Below are 16398 nucleotides of genomic sequence, written 5' to 3'. Positions count from 1 at the left end.
CTGAGCGCCACCCCGAAGTCGGGTAGCGTCGGGAGACATGACGATCGTCGTGGGCCACCTGGCCACCCCCGAGGGCCGGGAGGCGCTGAGCGCCGCAGTCGAGGAGGCGCGGCAGCGCGGTCTGCCGCTGGTGGTGGTGACCACCGGCAAGGGCGCGGAGGACGGTTCGGACGCCGGCCTGGGTGAGCTCACCGGCGGCCTCGAGCAGTCCGGCCTCCAGGTGCGGGTCGTCCCGGGTACCGGCGACCTCGCGGACGACCTCGTCCGCGCGGCGACGGACACCGGCGCCGAGCTGGTGGTCATCGGGCTGCGCCGCCGGAGCCCTGTCGGGAAGCTGATCCTCGGCGCGGGAGCCCAGCGGATCCTCATCGAGGCGCCGTGCCCGGTGCTGACCGTCAAGGTCTGAGAACGGGAATTCCCGGGTGCCCCCGACCGTTGTCAGGGGAACAAGAATTCTCCCGGACTGCGAGGTCAGGCACGTACCGCAAGGTGATAATCCGCACGGATTCGCCCGGATCGTCGTGCCGAGGCGGCGCGGACGGCTCCCGACGGTACAATATCTCTTGTCCGCCGGCGGCTGAAGAAGATCCGGTGAAGGCCCCGACGGCGGTACGCCGCCCCCTCGATTACCGAAAGGTCGGTTTGTGGCGCCCACTTCCGTGAAAGATCCCCAGAACGTCGCCCCTGTTCGTGACGCTGCGCGCGACAATCTGCCCCGCGAGTTCGAGCACCCCGCGCTGAAGGAACTGCTCGACAGCGGCGTGGCTGCCGGGCGCGTGGAGGCCGAGAACTTCCGCACCGCGTGCGAGACAGCGCAGATCGCTGACGCCAAGCGGCTGAAGGCCGTGCTCCGCGCTCTTGCGAACGCCGGCGTCGAGGTGGGAGTGCCGACCGCGACCAAGGTGGCCGCGGCTTCTGCCGCGCGCTCCACCACCGTCGCGGCGAAGGCCCCCGCCGAGGGGGAGGCCGCGACGGGCACGACACGGCGCACCACCCGTACCTCCGCGTCGACGAGCCGTGCGGCGGCCAAGTCCCGCACCTCCGCGGCCAAGGGCGCCGAGGTCGCTCCCGAGCCCGAGGTCGTCGAGGAGCCCAAGAAGCCCGCGACGCGCCGCAAGGCTGCCCCGAAGGCCGGCGACGCCAAGGCCCCCGCCAAGGGTGCCAAGGGCAAGGCCAAGGGCGACGACGAGGAGCTCGAGGACGTCCCCATCGAGGAGCTCGAGGCAGACATCGAGGTCGACGACGTCGAGATCCCGGCCGGGACCGACGAGGCGGCCGTCGTCGCGCCCGTGGTGGCGGCGAAGGTCGAGGCCGACGAGGACACGGGCTTCGTGGTGTCCGACGCGGACGAGGACGACGCCCCCGTCCAGCAGGTCGTGACCGCCGGGGCTACGGCGGACCCGGTCAAGGACTACCTGAAGCAGATCGGTAAGGTCGCGCTGCTGAACGCCGAGCAGGAGGTCGAGCTCGCCAAGCGGATCGAGGCCGGCCTGTTCGCCGAGGAGCGCCTCGCGTCCCAGACGTTCGACCGGGCCGACCCCGACCAGCGGCGCATGGAGCGCGACCTCAAGTGGATCGCGCACGACGGCAAGCGCGCGAAGAACCACCTGCTCGAGGCGAACCTGCGTCTGGTGGTCTCGCTCGCGAAGCGTTACACGGGTCGCGGCATGCTGTTCCTGGACCTGATCCAGGAGGGCAACCTCGGTCTGATCCGCGCGGTCGAGAAGTTCGACTACACCAAGGGCTACAAGTTCTCCACGTACGCCACCTGGTGGATCCGTCAGGCGATCACTCGCGCCATGGCCGACCAGGCCCGCACCATCCGCATCCCGGTGCACATGGTCGAGGTCATCAACAAGCTGGCCCGCGTCCAGCGCCAGATGCTCCAGGACCTGGGCCGCGAGCCCACGCCGGAGGAGCTGGCCAAGGAGCTGGACATGACCCCCGAGAAGGTGGTCGAGGTCCAGAAGTACGGCCGCGAGCCCATCTCGCTGCACACGCCCCTCGGTGAGGACGGCGACAGCGAGTTCGGTGACCTCATCGAGGACTCCGAGGCCGTGGTCCCGGCGGACGCCGTGTCGTTCACGCTGCTCCAGGAGCAGCTGCACCAGGTGCTCGACACGCTGTCCGAGCGGGAGGCCGGCGTGGTCTCCATGCGGTTCGGCCTGCAGGACGGCCAGCCCAAGACGCTGGACGAGATCGGCAAGGTCTACGGCGTGACGCGCGAGCGCATCCGCCAGATCGAGTCCAAGACGATGTCGAAGCTGCGGCACCCGTCGCGGTCGCAGGTTCTGCGCGACTACCTGGACTGACGTCCGGAAGCTGATGCGAGAAGGCCCCGCTCACCGAGCGGGGCCTTCTCCCATGGAGCGGGTCAGTCGAAGTGGCAGAACACGTCGCCGGTGATGATCCCCGCGATCGGCTCGCCGAGGATCTCAGCGGCGTCCTGAGCGTCGTGGGCGTCCGCGTAGTACAGGGGGACGCCCCACTTGTAGACGTCGGGTCCGGTGACCTCCGGAAGGAGCTGCTCGTGGGCGGCCGACTGGCACTCGAGCGGGGTGCTGATCGCCGTAAGGCCCTCGGGGGCGACGGTCGCGACCCGTGCCTCGGCCTCGACCAGCTCGTCGGGGTCGAGGGAGACGGCGACCCAGACCACGGTGAGCGGATTGGTGCTCCCGGTGATCGCCACCTCCTCCGGGATCGGCAGGGGGATCGTGGCTGTGGCTGTGGCTGTGGCCGATGCGTCGGTGGTCGGTGCCGACGACGCGCTGGGAGACGACGGGAGCGGCTCGGATGCTGTCGGGCTCTCGGTGCAGCCGGCGACGGCAAGGACGCTGAGCGCGACGGCAGCGGCCGCTACCAGGGATTTCCTCATGCCCCGGAAGGTAGCAGCGCTCCCCGGACAGGACGACGGCCCGCCCCCTGGGCGGGCCGTCGACGTGTGTGGTCTGGGTGCGCGAGCGCCTGGCGTCAGGCCTTGCCGTGCTCGGCGAGGAGGCGGTCGGTCTCGTCCTGGACGTGCTTGGCGACGCCAGAGTACGCAGCGGCGTGCGCACGGCCGTGGTGGCCGCAGAAGAGCAGCTCGCCCACGGGGAGAACGACGCGGACGTAGGCCTGGGCACCACAGCGGTCGCAGCGGTCGGCGGCGGTGAGCGGTTCGGTCGTCATGGTGGTCACGTCTCCATCCAACCATCCAGGGCCGCGGTCCATGCCGACCGAGGTCGCCGGTTCGCTGCGAGCATAGCGGCGCGTGTCACAGTCCGGGTACGGCGTACCGGGCAATTGCGCTAAGAGGGAAATAATCGCCATGGCCTCGCGCTGCCCGCCCCGTGGAGCGCCTCACCTGGTGTGTGGGTGGGTTCGTCTACGCTGGGCGCCGTGACCACCACCTCCGAGTCGAGCTACACCGCACGCCACCTGTCCGTCCTCGAGGGCCTCGAGGCGGTGCGCAAGCGACCCGGCATGTACATCGGCACCACCGACTCCCGCGGCCTGATGCACTGCCTCTGGGAGATCATCGACAACTCGGTGGACGAGGCGCTCGGCGGTCACGCCACGCAGATCGACGTGGTGCTGCACGCGGACAGCTCGGTCACGGTGCGTGACGACGGGCGGGGCATCCCGGTCGACATCGAGCCCAAGACCGGCCTGACGGGCGTCGAGGTGGTCTACACCAAGCTGCACGCGGGCGGGAAGTTCGGCGGCGGCTCGTACCAGGCGTCGGGCGGCCTGCACGGGGTGGGCGCGTCCGTGGTGAACGCGCTGTCGTCGCGCCTCGACGTCGAGGTGGACCGCGGCGGCAAGACCTACCGCATGACGTTCCACCGTGGTGAGCCGGGCAACTTCGCGGACCCGGCGGACGGGCCGTCGCCCGACGCGCCGTTCCAGCCATTCGTCGATCACTCGGAGCTCGCCGTCGTCGGCAAGGTGGCCCGAGGCCGCACCGGGACGCGGGTGCGGTACTGGGCCGACCGGCAGATCTTCCCGAAGAACGCGGTCTTCAGCTACGACGAGCTGGTCACGCGTGCGCGGCAGACCACCTTCCTGGTGCCCGGTCTGGAGATCCGTGTGCGCGACGAGCGCGGCCTCCCCGGCACGCCGGGCGAGGGCGGTCCGCACGAGGAGGTCTTCAAGCACACCGGCGGCACCGTCGACTTCGTCGAGTTCCTGGCGCCGGACTCGCCGGTCACGGCCACGTGGCGCCTGACGGGCGTGGGCACGTTCACGGAGACCGTCCCGGTCCTGGACGAGCGTGGTCACATGTCGCCGCAGGCGGTCCAGCGCGAGTGCGAGGTCGACATCGCGGTGCGCTGGGGCACCGGCTACGAGACCGAGATCCGCTCGTTCGTGAACATCATCTCGACGCCCAAGGGCGGCTCGCACATGGCCGGCTTCGAGCAGGGCCTGCTCAAGGTGCTCCGCAAGGCCGTGGAGACCAACGCGCGCCGGCTGAAGATCTCCGCCAAGGAGGGCGCCGACCGCATCGAGAAGGACGACGTGCTGGCGGGTCTCACGGCTGTCGTCACGGTCCGCCTGGCTGAGCCGCAGTTCGAGGGCCAGACGAAGGAGGTCCTCGGCACGGCGCCGGTGCGGGCCATCGTCACGCGCGTGATCGAGAAGGAGGTCAACGCGATCCTGACCTCCACGAAGCGCGACGAGAAGACGCAGGCGTCCCTCCTGCTCGACAAGATCGTCGCCGAGATGCGGGCGCGGGTCTCGGCCCGCAAGCAGAAGGAGATCTCGCGCCGTAAGAACGCGCTGGAGACCTCGTCCCTGCCGGCGAAGCTCGCGGACTGCCGCAGCGACGACGTCGAGCGCTCCGAGCTGTTCATCGTCGAGGGCGACAGCGCGCTCGGCACGGCCAAGCTCGCTCGCTCCAGCGACTTCCAGGCCCTGCTGCCGATCCGCGGCAAGATCCTGAACGTCCAGAAGGCGTCGGTCAGCGACATGCTCCGCAACACGGAGTGCGCGGCGATCATCCAGGTGATCGGCGCAGGCTCGGGCCGGTCCTTCGACCTCGAGGCGGCCCGCTACGGCAAGATCGTGCTGATGACCGACGCCGACGTCGACGGGGCGCACATCCGCACCCTGCTGCTGACGCTGTTCTACCGCTACATGAAGCCCTTGGTCGAGGCCGGGCGGGTGTACGCGGCGGTGCCGCCCCTGCACCGCGTCGAGGTCGTCGGCAGCGGCCGGAAGGCGAACGAGTACATCTACACGTACTCGGAGGCGGAGCTGCAGGCGACCCTCCGCAAGCTCGACAAGGCCGGGCGGCGCTACAAGGAGGACATCCAGCGCTACAAGGGCCTGGGCGAGATGGACGCCGACCAGCTGGCCGAGACCACCATGGACCCGCGTCACCGCACGCTGCGCCGCGTCACGGCGTCCGACGTCGAGGCCGCCGAGCGGGTGTTCGAGCTGCTGATGGGGTCCGACGTGGCGCCGCGCAAGGAGTTCATCATCGCGGGCGCGGACGAGCTGGACCGCAACCGCATCGACGCGTGACCTGCGGCACACAGCGGCGTCGGCATACAGCGGCGCCGTTCGTGAGACGACCCTGCCCGGCGGGCGGACGACGACCTAGGCTTGGCGCGTGATGATCTCGACCTTCCGCGCCCGTACGCTGCCGCTCGCCCTCACCGCCCTGCTGACGGCGGGCCTGCTGGCCGGCTGCTCAGCCACCACCGAGGACACGGCCGTCGAGCCGTCGGTCAGCGCTTCCGCGGACGCGTCGGCCTCGTCCGCGGCCACCGACGAGGCGACGGAGTGGTCGTACGCCGGCGAGACCGGCCGCACGGCTCTCGAGCTGCTGCTGGAGTCCGACCCCTCGGCCGAGATCAGCGGCGAGGGTGAGATGGCCTACGTGACCGGCATCGACGGCCGCGTCGCCGACCAGGCCGCGAACGAGTTCTGGGCGCTGTACGTCGACGGCGAGATGGCGACGGTCGGGGCGGGAGCGCTCGTGACCGAGGACGGACAGGAGATCACATGGAAGCTCGAGACGTTCTGATGACCGGCGCGGCGCGCGACCTCACCGCACGGGACCTCCTCGCCCGCTGGTGGCGGCCGGCCCTCGCGATCGTCGCGCTGGGCGCCGCCGTGGGCTGGCGCTTCGTGCGCGAGGACGTGGGCGCGCCGCCGAACCTCGAGCTGCTCACCGCCGCCACGTTCTTCGCGGCCGTGCTGCTGCGCCACCGCGTGGCGCTGCTGGTGCCGCTGGCCGCCGTCGCGCTGAGCGACGTGCTGCTCGGCAACTCGTCGATCCTGCTCTTCACCTGGACGGCCTGGGCGGTCGTGGGGGTGGCGGCGCTGCTCGGCCGCCGGACGACCGGCGTGCGCCGGTACGGCGCGGCGATCGGCCTCGGGCTGGGCGGGTCGGTCTGGTTCTTCCTGTGGACCAACTTCGGTGTCTGGCTCCTCGGCCGCGAGGCCTACTACGCGCCGGGCCTCGACGGGCTGCTCGCCAGCTACGCCGCGGGCCTGCCCTTCCTGCGCACGATGCTGCTGGGCAACCTCGTGCTCCTGCCCCTCGCCGCGGCCGCCGTCGGCGTGGTGGAGCGCCTGGAGCGCCGGGTCCCGCAGCTCGCCCCGGCCGCTCAGCCCAACCCGGCAGCCTGACCTCCGTCACCGCCTGACAGACCCGCCGGTCGCGAGGTACCCCTCGCGGCCGGCGGGTCTGCTCTGTCTCCAGCAGTTCGCGGTCTCCAGCAGTTCGCGCGGGGTTGTTGCCCCGTTCATCCAGGGTTAGTCCGGTTTGCCTAGATTCGCCTGGTCCGCAGGTCGATCGAAAGGGCTGGAGCCATGGCGAACATCAACGTGACGTATGCCGACATGCAGGACGCGGCGAAGCGCATCACCGCTGGTCAGGCGGAGATGGAGACCAAGCTCCGCGAGCTCAAGAACCTGGTCGACCAGCTCGTGAACGGCGGATACGTGACCGACAAGTCCTCGGTGGCCTTCAACTCCGCGTACGGCGAGTTCAACACGGGCGCGACGCAGTGCATCGGCGGCCTCGAGGGCATCTCGCAGTACCTCGACGCGGCGGCCGAGGCGCTCCGCGGCACCGACGAGGAGCTGGCCAAGGCCCTCAACAAGTAGTCCCGCCGAGCCACTGCGAGAGGGGCACCCCCGGTGAGCGACCTTGTCGTCACGAAGATCGCCGTCGACGACGCCGCCGAGCAGATCAAGAAGATCGTCGCGGAGTTCGAGGGCGCGAACAAGCAGCGCGACGAGAACGCCGAGATCTGGGGGCACCCGCAGGTCCGGTCGGCGATGTACGACTTCGTCGAGGACTGGTGGGTCAAGCGCGAGAAGCTCACCGGGAACCTCAAGGACCTGCAGAAGAAGATGGAACAGGCCGCCCAGGCCTGGACGGACCTCGAGATCGAGCTGTCGAAGTCGCTCGAGCCCCCGGCAGGCGCGTGATGGCCGCGCGCACCCGGGAATGGCACCTCGTCGGTTACGACCGCGACCCCGTCCCCAGCGAAGGCAGCGCCCTGGACGACGTCATCCAGTACTACGGCAAGCTCGCCGACATGATGTCGACCGAGGCGCGGGTCCTCAAGCAGATCGGTGACGGCGACACCACGCTGCTCCAGGGCGTGTCTGCCGACGCGATGCGCAAGCGCGCCGGGGAGTCCCACGACGCCCTGCGCAAGGCCGCGGACCGGTACGAGCAGATGCAGGCCGCGCTCGTCGAGTACCAGCCCGAGCTCGCGCACGCGCGCTCGGAGACGGGCTTCGCCGTCAAGGACGCCGAGGACGCGGTCGCCGCGCAACGGACCGCGGACGGCATGCCGGACCCGCGCCCCGAGGGCGAGGAGCCCCTCACCCCCGAGGAGGAGAAGCAGTCCGCCGCCCGTGGCACGGCGCTGGAGGGCGCCGCCGAGGCGCTCGCCAAGGCCAAGGAGCGCGCCCGGGTCGCCATGGAGCGGTTCGACGGCGCCGCGCGCCGGGCCGCCGACGCGATCCGCAAGGACTGGCACACCGACGGCCTGCACGCCAGCGGCTGGGACAAGTTCGTCCACGGGTTCAACAAGTTCCTCAAGGGGCTCGTCGAGATCCTCGGCTACATCGGCCTGGCGCTCGCGGTCCTGAGCGTCCTCATACCCGGCGTCGGCTTCCTGACCGTCACAGCGCTGGTGGCGGGCGCGATCTCCGTGGTGGCCAACATCATCCTCGCCGCCCAGGGCGAGGGGAGCTGGCTGGCGGTCGCCCTCGGCATCGTCGGGCTGGGGCTGTACGCGTTCTCCGCGTTCGCCACGCGGGCCGCGACCAAGGGACTCCTGGGCGTGCACGGGGCGGCCCGGTCCGGGATGGTCGACGAGATCGCTCACCTGCGTCTCCTGCGGAACTGGGCACCTCAGTTCCAGAGGTCGACCGGCTACCAGCAGTTCCGGAACGTCCCGCACCTCGACGCGCGGCTCGGGCGGCTGGACGACCTCAGCGCGTTCCTGAAGAAGAACCCGGTCAAGCCGGAGTGGTTCCGCACGAGGCACCCCGACTACCTGAAGTTCGACAGGGCCCGGTTCGCGGACCCCCGCGGCAACTGGCGGATCGACAAGGTGTTCGGCGTGGACCGAGCCGTCGACTGGAAGACGTGGAGCGCAGGGGTGTCCAAGATCCTGCCGAGCGTGGGGCCCATGGGCGGCCCGACAGCCTGGATGTACGCGGGCGGCTTCTCCCAGAAGCTCGCCGGGTGGAGCTTCGCGGGGTTCGGCATCGGCGGCACGCCCTCCTACCTGAACAGCCTGGCGGGCCGTCCCGACCTCCGCAGCGGCACGCTGCTGACCGACGCGAACTACGCCGGGTTCTACTCGGGGCAGAACCTGTGACCGGGCCCTGGTCCTGGTCGGTGGAGGTGGACCCCGGCCGCTGGCTGGTCGTGCCTCAGGAAGCACCCGCGCCGTGGGTGGCGGCCGTGGTCGCCGCGACCCGCGAGACGATCGCCGCGTTCGTCACCGAGCAGACCGGGCCGGAGGGGCCCGACGCGCTCGGCTCGCCCGAGATCACCCGGATGTGCGAGGAGGCGGTCGCAAACCTGTGCGCGTTCGCCGACGGGGTCGGGCCGGGCGGCGGCGTCGTCGCGGCGGTCGGGCTCCTCGACCGCACACCGGTGCCGGTCCTCGTCGCCGTCGACGTCGCGGAGGACGGCGCGGAACCGGCCGACCTGCTCGCCCTGTGCGGGGCGAGCGGCGGCAGCCCCGTGGAGGACCCGCGGGTGGAGCACCTCGACCTGCCCGACGGCGACGGCGTGCGCGTCGTGCGGCTCGACGTGGGGGAGAGGTCCGGCGACGTGTGGGCGAGCGTGGCGCTCGGCCGTCGCGTCGAGCACCCGGACGCCGTCATCGACACGCTCCTCGTCTGGCGCACCACCGACCTGGTCCTCCTGCCCGCGATGGTCGAGCTGCTCGACGAGCTGCTGGCCGCGGTGCACGTCGCAAGGAGCGACGCATGACTCTCGACGCCCGCCCCACCGACGCCTGGGTCTTCCTCCTGCCACCCGGCTGGGCCCGCTTCCCCGTCGGCGAGGGCCGGGAGCGCGAGCTCGACGAGGCGATCGAGTCCGTCGTCGTACGGGCCCTGCCCGCCGACCTGCCCCGCGACACCGCCGAGCCGTACCGGCGCCTCCTGCGTGAGCGCCTGCACCAGGGCATCGCTGCCGCCGGGGCGGAGGGCGCGAACGCCGTCTACCTGCCGTACGACACCTTCGAGGGGGTTGTCCTGCCCTGCTCGCTCGTGGAGCTCGAGCTCACGACGGACGCCGGGACGGACCCGCGGGAGATCGTCTCGAGCGTCCTGGCGGACGGCTACGAGGACAGCGAGGCCGTCGAGGTCGACGGCCGCCCCGGCGTGCGGGTCGTCTCCACGCTCCACGAGGTCGAGCAGGACGACGACCTGCCCATGGTGTCCAGCCGGCAGGTGCTCTACGGCCTCAACCGCGACGAGGACGCGGGGGAGTGGCTGGTCCTGTCCTTCCACGTGGTGTGGACCACCGCGGAGACCGAGCGCCTCGCCGACACGCTGGTCCTGTTCTTCGACGCCCTCATGGGCACCTTCCGCTGGGCCGGCCCGGGCGCACAGCCCGGCGCAGCCTCTCCCGGCGGGTCCGTGCCCGGGTCCGCCCCTGCTCCCGGCCCCGTGGCCGACGACGCCTGACCTCACCTTCTTCTGCCCTCGATTCGGAGCAACCGTGCGTCCCACCGCCGCCGGCCGGCTCGCCGTCATCACGGCCGCCGCCTGCCTCGCCCTCACTCTCACCGCGCTGACGGCCGCTCCCGCCGCGGCGGCCCCCGCCGGGCCCGCCGCGAGCCTGCGGTCGGCCGAGCAGGAGGACGTCACCTACTACGTCGTCCCCACGATCACCGACGGTGAGCCGGAGTTCCTCTTCGAGATCGCCCAGCGGTTCCTCGGCGACGGCAACCGGTACCAGGAGATCTTCGACCTCAACGAGGGCCGTATCCAGCCCGACGGCCTCGCGCTCACCGACCCGTCGGTCCTCCTTCCCGGGTGGGTCCTGGTCATGCCCGACGGCGCGGACGGTCCCGGCCTTGAGTCCGGTCCCCTCCCGACCGCGCTCGTGACGCCGCGCACCCCCCGGCTGTCGCCCGCCCCGGGCAGCGAGGAGTCGAGAGCGGGTACGGCGACCCCGGAGGACGACGGCGCGACGTCGTCCGCCGAGCCCAGCGGCACCGAGGAGACCTCGCCCGGCGAGGCGGCCGGCGGCGGCACGTCCGAGGGTGACGGAGGCTCCCCGGTCCTCCTCGTCGTCCTGGCCCTGCTCGTGCTCGCGGCGCTCGCGGCCGGCGTCTGGTACCTGCTGCGCCGTCGGGCCGCCGCCGCGGCCGAGGAGCCGTTCGACGACAGCCTCCTGCGCCCCGACACGTCGTCGTCCTGGATGGTGGACCGGGCGCTGCGCGTCCTGGTCGCCTCGTGCGAGCGCGACGGGACGGACGTCCCCCGCCTGGCGGGAGTGTTCGTCGAGGGGTCCGGGCTGCGGCTGCGGCTCGCCGGGCCGGTCTCGCCCGCGCCGGTGCCGTGGGTCGCGTCGGAGGACGGGCAGAGCTGGGCCGCCCCGCTGGCGCGGCTCCAGTCGGCCCCCGCGTCGGAGGAGCCGACGACGCGGTTCGCCCGGCTCGTGACCGTCGGCATGGCCGAGACGGGCCGGGTGCTCGTCGACTTCTCCGCGGCGCGCGGGACCATCAGCCTCGACGGCCCGACCCGGGCCAAGCACGAGGTGCTGCGCCGGTGGCTCGGCGAGCTGACGGCGAACCCGTGGTCGGACGACCCGCGCGTCGTGGTGGTGGGCAACGGGATGCCGCAGCAGGAGTCGGTGGAGCACCTCGCGCACCTGGAGCAGCTCGTCCCCGAGCTGGAGAGCGAGGGCCACGGGGTGCTCGTGCTCGCGCAGGCGCCGTCGACGGCCCAGCAGGCGATGCTCGCCCAGCGGTTCGCGAGCCCGGCGTTCCGCTGGGTCGTCGTGGTGCTGGGTGCGGTCCCGACGGCGCGGTGGCGGTTCACCGTCGACGGCGAGGGCTGGCTGCGCAGCAGCTTCCTGCCGGACGTCCGGTACGTCGACGGCCCGTCGGCACGCAAGGGCGGCAAGTGACGTGCGGGTCCACCTGACGGTCGAGCACGGGCCGCGTGCGGCTCTCGTGCTCGTGGACTCCGACGAGCGCGTCACCGCGGCCGACCTCCTGGAGCGGCTGGGCGCCGAGGTCGGCGCCCCGCGGGGCGCCGCCGCGACCGTCGACGGCAGGCCCGTCGACGCGGGCGCCGCGGCCGCCGACGCCGGGCTGAGGGACGGCGCGCTCCTCCGGTTCGGCGGCGCGCCACCGCCCGAGCCCGCCGCCGGGCCCGTCGACCTGTGCGTCACGGGCGGGGCCGGGGCGGGCACCGTCGTGCGCCTCGGCGTCGGCGAGACGGTGGTCCAGGCCGACGCCGGGCGGCTGCTGATCGACCAGCCGGCAGAGGGCGGACGCGCCCAGGTCGCCGTCGTCGTCGGGTTCGACGGCGGGGTCCGCGTGCGCCGGGTTCTCGACCCGCGCTCGGCGAGCCGGGCCGTCACGCTCGACACGCTCGACGAGCCGCTCGGCGAGGAGGAGGTCCGGTGGACCGCCGGGACGCAGCTGACCCTCGGCGGGAGCGCCCTCACGGTCCAGCCCGCGGCGCGGCCCGACGCCGACCTGCGGCCCGGCGACGGGACGCTCGACTACAACCGGCCGCCGCGGCTCCTGCCGCCGCTCAGCGGGACCAGGTTCCGGCTGCCCGCCCCGCCTCCGCCGCCCACCCGCAACCCGCTGCCGTGGCTGGCGGCGGCGATGCCCGCAGTCCTGGGCGTCGTGACGGCGCTGGTGTTCCAGTCGCCCATGTTCCTCATGCTGGCGCTCGCGTCGCCGCTCATGGCGGTGGGCTCCTGGTGGACCGCCCGCCGCAACGGGGTGCGGTCGCACCGCGACCTGCTCCGCGAGCACGCCGCAGAGCGCACCGCGCTGGAGGCCGAGGTGCTCGAGGCCGCGCGGCGGGAGCAGCACCGACGCCGGCTGTCGAGCCCCGGCGCGGCCGAGCTCCGCACCATCGCGACCACGCCGACCCGCCGGCTGTGGGAGCGGCGTCCCACCGACGCCGACCACCTCGCGGTCCGGCTCGGCCTCGCCGACGCCACCAGCCGGGTCGAGGTCGAGGACCTGAACGAGCCCGAGCACCGGCGCAAGACCCAGGCCACGCTCCCCGCCGTGCCCGTGACGGTGGGGCTGCGCGACGCGGGCGTGGTGGGGATCGCCGGACCGGGGGACTGGCCACGCAGCCGGGCGCGCTGGCTCGTCGGGCAGCTCGGCGTGCTGCAGAGCCCGCGCGACGTCCAGCTGTACGTGCTCACGTCGCCGGAGCACCTGGACGAGTGGGCGTGGGCGGCCTGGTTGCCGCACCTGCGGCCCGCGCTCGGCCAGGACACCGTCGCGACGATCGGTGCCACGACCCAGACGCTCGCGGCCAGGGTCGCGGAGCTCGGGGCGCTCGTCGCCGAGCGGCGCGCCGCGAGCGAGAAGGCGTCCGGGCGCACGACGGCGTTCGCGCCCGAGATCGTCGTGGTGCTCGACGGCGCGCGGCGGCTGCGCGCCCTGCCGGGAGTGGTGACGATCCTGCGGGACGGACCCGCGGTCGGGGTCAGCGTGGTCTGCCTCGACGGCGACGAGAAGCTGCTGCCCGAGGAGTGCACGGTCGTGGCGCACGCCCGTGCCGAGGGCGGGATGCTGCTGCGCCGTCAGAACCTCGACGACCTCGGCCGGATCCTCGTCGACGAGGTGGCGGACGACTGGTTCGAGGAGGTGGCGCGGGCCGTCGCCCCGGTGCGTGACGTGAGCGCGACCGAGTCGGAGGGGCTGATCCCGGACTCCGCGCGCCTGGTCGAGGTGCTCGGGATCGAGGACCTCGAGCCGGAGCAGGTCGTCGCCCGCTGGCGGTCCGGCAGCGGGACGACCCGAGCCGTCGTCGGCGTGTCGCTGGACGGGCCGTTCGCCCTCGACCTCGTGAAGGACGGTCCGCACGGGCTGGTGGCCGGGACCACGGGCTCGGGAAAGTCGGAGTTCCTGCAGACGGTCGTGGCCTCCCTCGCCGTGGCGAACCCGCCGGAGACCATGACGTTCGTCCTGGTCGACTACAAGGGCGGCGCCGCCTTCAGCCAGTGCGCCCTGCTGCCGCACACCGTCGGCATGGTCACGGACCTCGACTCGCACCTCGTGGAGCGCGCCCTCGACTCGCTCCGCGCCGAGCTGACCCACCGCGAGCACGTGCTCTCCGCCGCCGGCGCGAAGGACCTGGAGGACTACCTCGACGCCCAGCGCCGCGGCCACGCCGGGCCGACGCTGCCCCGGCTGCTCATCGTCATCGACGAGTTCGCCGCGATGGCCAAGGAGCTGCCGGACTTCGTGGACGGGCTGGTGAACATCGCCCAGCGCGGGCGCTCGCTCGGGATCCACCTGATCCTGGCCACGCAGCGGCCGTCGGGCGTGATCTCGCCGGCGATCCGTGCGAACACGAACCTCCGGGTCGCGCTGCGCATGACGGACACGAGCGAGTCGTCCGACGTCATCGACGCCCCCGAGGCGGCCCAGATCGCGAAGTCTCAGCCCGGTCGCGCCTACGCGCGGCTGGGGCACTCGTCGCTGGTGCCGTTCCAGGCGGCCCGGGTGGGCGGACGGCGCCTGCGCCGCACGGAGGCCGTGGAGGTCGAGCCGCCGTTCGTGGCGCGGCTGCTGCCCTCCGGGCTCGGCGAGCCGGCGCCCGCCCGGCCGCGGGCCGCTCGCCGCGTCGAGGACGACACCGACCTGTCGGCGATCGTCACCACGCTGCGCGAGGCGGCGGCGCTCGGCGGCCATCCCGTCCCGCGCAGCCCCTGGCTCCCGGCGCTGCCCGGCCTGCTCACGCTCGCCGAGCTGGGGGAGCGCGGGCAGCCTGGGAAGGGCGCGGCGCCCGGGGTGCTCGCGGAGCCAGGGGAGCTCTCAGGGCTCGCGGCGCCCGCGGCGCCTGGCACGTTCGCGTGGGGCCTGGAGGACGACCCGGGGGCGCAGCGCCAGGAGCCCGCGACGATCGACCTGGACACGTTCGGGCACCGGTATGTCGTCGGCGCCCCGGGCTCGGGCCGGTCCACGGTGCTGCGCACGACGGCGGTCGCGGCGGCCCTGGCGAACCCGGTCCGGGACCTCCACGTGTACGCCGTCGACTGCGGCAACGGCGCTCTCGCCGTCCTCGACGAGCTGCCGCACACCGGCGCCGTCGTGCAGCGCACCCAGGCCGACCGCGCCGCCCGGCTGCTGAACCGCCTTCGCGCCGAGCTCGCCCGGCGCCAGCAGGTGCTGTCGCAGGGCAACTACGCGAACGTGACCGAGCAGCGCTCGCTGGCGCCCGCGCACGAGCGCCTGCCGCGTGTGCTGCTCCTGGTCGACCGCTGGGAGAGCTTCGTGTCGTCCTTCGGCGAGGTCGACAACGGGGCTCTCGTGGACATCGTCCACGAGCTGCTGCGCGACGGCGCGAGCGCGGGCGTGCACCTTCTGGTGGCGGGCGACCGGACGCTGCTGACCAGCCGGATGAGCGTCCTGACCGACGACGTCCTGGTGCTGCGCCTCACCGACCGGGCCGACGCGGGCATGGCGGGCATCGCCTACCGCAAGCTGCCCGAGGAGATCCTCCCGGGGCGGGCCTTCCGAGGTGGGACGGGGCGCGAGGTGCAGGTGGCGATCGTCGGGCACGACCCGGGCGGACGCGGTCAGACCGACGCAGTGCGCGGGCTCTCCGCCGTCGTGCGGGAGCGCGAGCAGGTGGTGCCCGGCACGGGCCCGTTCCGCGTGGACGACCTGCCCTCGACCATCACGCTCGACGCCGCCTACGCGTACGCCGGTCCGGAGGCCGCGAGGCCGATGTGGGCGATGGTGGGCGTGGGCGGCGACCAGCTCGCCGCGCTCGGCATGGACCTCGCCGGCGACGCGCCCACGTTCATCGTGGCCGGTCCCGCCCGGTCGGGCCGCAGCACGCTGCTCGCCGTGATGGCGGAGTCCCTGCTGCGGGGAGGCACCGAGCTCGTGGTCCTCGCGCCGCGGCCGAGCACGCTGCGCGACCTCGACGGACGCCCCGGCGTCCGCGCGATGCTGACCGGGACCGAGCTCACCGAGGACGACCTCGCCCCGCACCTGGACCCCGACGGCACGCCCGTGGTCCTCGTCGTGGACGACGGCGGCCTGCTGCAGGACGTCCCGGCCAAGGCCTGGCTGCGTTCCTTCCTGCGCACGGCGCAGGACCACCGGCGCGGCCTGGTCCTCGGCGGCGACGCGACGGAGGTCGCGTCGGGCTTCTCCGGGTGGCAGGTGGACGCCAAGAAGGGCCGGCGGGGAGCGCTGCTGAGCCCGCAGGCTCCGCTCGACGGCGACCTGGTGGGCGTGCGCCTGCCACGCTCGTCCGTGTCGTCCCAGGTGACGCCCGGGCGGGCGCTGGTGCACCTCGGCACCGGCGACCTCGTGACGCTCCTGGTGCCGACGACGACGCCGACGACGCCGACGGCGCCGTCCGACGCGCCCCTGTCCTGAGCGGCGCGGGGCCGGGCACACTGGGCGCATGGAGTGGACCTTCACCGGCCCGGTCGTCGAGTGGCGCGGCCCGGCGCCGTACTTCTTCGTGGCGATCCCCGAGGACGACAGCGACGACATCCGTGAGGCGGCGCGCGACGTCGTCTACTGGGGCCAGGTCCCGGTGGTCGCGACGATCGGGGGCACCGAGTTCACCACGGCGCTCTTCCCCAAGGACGGCCAGTACCTGCTCCCCGTGAAGGTCGCCGTCCAGCGGGCGGAGGGCGTCGGGGAGGGCGACCTGGTCCAGGTGTCGATGCGGGTCGCCCGCCGCTGAGCGTCC

General features: G+C 73.1%; 15 protein-coding genes. 13 read left to right on the top strand and 2 right to left on the bottom strand.

All coding sequences use genetic code 11. The features are described from left to right. Nucleotides 1-37 precede the first annotated feature (37 nt). Nucleotides 38-406: a universal stress protein gene (locus D1350_RS17540; RefSeq protein WP_125777333.1), complete on the top strand. Its 369-nt coding sequence runs from the start codon at nt 38-40 to the stop codon at nt 404-406. A 253-nt stretch (nt 407-659) separates the two neighbouring features. Beyond that, nucleotides 660-2312 (top strand): RNA polymerase sigma factor, encoded by a 1653-nt coding sequence (locus tag D1350_RS17535; protein WP_420807819.1) that lies wholly within the window; start codon nt 660-662, stop codon nt 2310-2312. A gap of 62 nt (nt 2313-2374) precedes the next feature. On the opposite strand, the gene D1350_RS17530 is transcribed toward D1350_RS17535, so the two are convergent. Continuing rightward, nucleotides 2375-2875: a hypothetical protein gene (locus D1350_RS17530; protein ID WP_125777332.1), complete on the bottom strand. Its 501-nt coding sequence runs from the start codon at nt 2873-2875 to the stop codon at nt 2375-2377. 95 nt (nt 2876-2970) lie between these two features. Then, nucleotides 2971-3168, bottom strand: a complete 198-nt coding sequence (locus D1350_RS17525; protein ID WP_240644183.1) for a DUF7455 domain-containing protein — start codon at nt 3166-3168, stop codon at nt 2971-2973. A gap of 210 nt (nt 3169-3378) precedes the next feature. Here D1350_RS17525 and D1350_RS17520 point away from each other — a divergent pair, with 210 nt between their 5' ends. The 11 genes from D1350_RS17520 (at nt 3379) to D1350_RS17470 (ending at nt 16392) form a co-directional block, all read left to right on the top strand. Next, nucleotides 3379-5505 (top strand): DNA gyrase/topoisomerase IV subunit B, encoded by a 2127-nt coding sequence (locus D1350_RS17520; RefSeq protein ID WP_125777330.1) that lies wholly within the window; start codon nt 3379-3381, stop codon nt 5503-5505. Between the two features lie 91 nt (nt 5506-5596). Beyond that, entirely contained in the window at nt 5597-6010 is a 414-nt protein-coding gene (locus D1350_RS17515; RefSeq protein ID WP_240644182.1) for a DUF4430 domain-containing protein, read from the top strand. Further along, on the top strand, nt 5989-6618 hold the full coding sequence (locus tag D1350_RS17510) for a DUF6580 family putative transport protein (protein ID WP_240644178.1): 630 nt from the start codon (nt 5989-5991) through the stop codon (nt 6616-6618). Before D1350_RS17515 ends, D1350_RS17510 begins: the two co-directional genes overlap by 22 nt. A 183-nt stretch (nt 6619-6801) precedes the next feature. After that, nucleotides 6802-7098, top strand: coding sequence for a WXG100 family type VII secretion target (locus D1350_RS17505; RefSeq protein WP_125777328.1), 297 nt, complete (start codon nt 6802-6804; stop codon nt 7096-7098). Nucleotides 7099-7131: 33 nt separating this feature from the next. Continuing rightward, a complete protein-coding gene (locus D1350_RS17500; RefSeq protein ID WP_125777327.1) occupies nt 7132-7425 on the top strand; it encodes a hypothetical protein in 294 nt (97 codons plus the stop codon). After that, a complete protein-coding gene (locus D1350_RS17495; RefSeq protein WP_125777326.1) occupies nt 7425-8834 on the top strand; it encodes a hypothetical protein in 1410 nt (469 codons plus the stop codon). The genes D1350_RS17500 and D1350_RS17495 overlap by 1 nt, the downstream gene beginning before the upstream one ends. Beyond that, nucleotides 8831-9457, top strand: coding sequence for a hypothetical protein (locus D1350_RS17490; protein ID WP_125777325.1), 627 nt, complete (start codon nt 8831-8833; stop codon nt 9455-9457). Before D1350_RS17495 ends, D1350_RS17490 begins: the two co-directional genes overlap by 4 nt. After that, a complete protein-coding gene (locus D1350_RS17485) occupies nt 9454-10158 on the top strand; it encodes a hypothetical protein (protein ID WP_206074587.1) in 705 nt (234 codons plus the stop codon). Before D1350_RS17490 ends, D1350_RS17485 begins: the two co-directional genes overlap by 4 nt. Before the next feature lie 34 nt (nt 10159-10192). Beyond that, on the top strand, nt 10193-11608 hold the full coding sequence (locus D1350_RS17480) for a LysM peptidoglycan-binding domain-containing protein (protein ID WP_125777324.1): 1416 nt from the start codon (nt 10193-10195) through the stop codon (nt 11606-11608). Nucleotide 11609: 1 nt separating this feature from the next. After that, nucleotides 11610-16076, top strand: a complete 4467-nt coding sequence (locus D1350_RS17475; protein ID WP_164545212.1) for an FtsK/SpoIIIE domain-containing protein — start codon at nt 11610-11612, stop codon at nt 16074-16076. Between the two features lie 28 nt (nt 16077-16104). Beyond that, nucleotides 16105-16392: a DUF1905 domain-containing protein gene (locus D1350_RS17470; protein WP_125777322.1), complete on the top strand. Its 288-nt coding sequence runs from the start codon at nt 16105-16107 to the stop codon at nt 16390-16392. The last annotated feature ends 6 nt before the right edge of the window (nt 16393-16398 follow it).

Source organism: Antribacter gilvus (assembly GCF_003946865.1).
Lineage (GTDB): Bacteria > Actinomycetota > Actinomycetes > Actinomycetales > Cellulomonadaceae > Antribacter > Antribacter gilvus.
The sequence above is the reverse complement of the archived record's forward strand: the minus strand, read 5'-3'. Positions and strand labels throughout refer to the sequence as shown.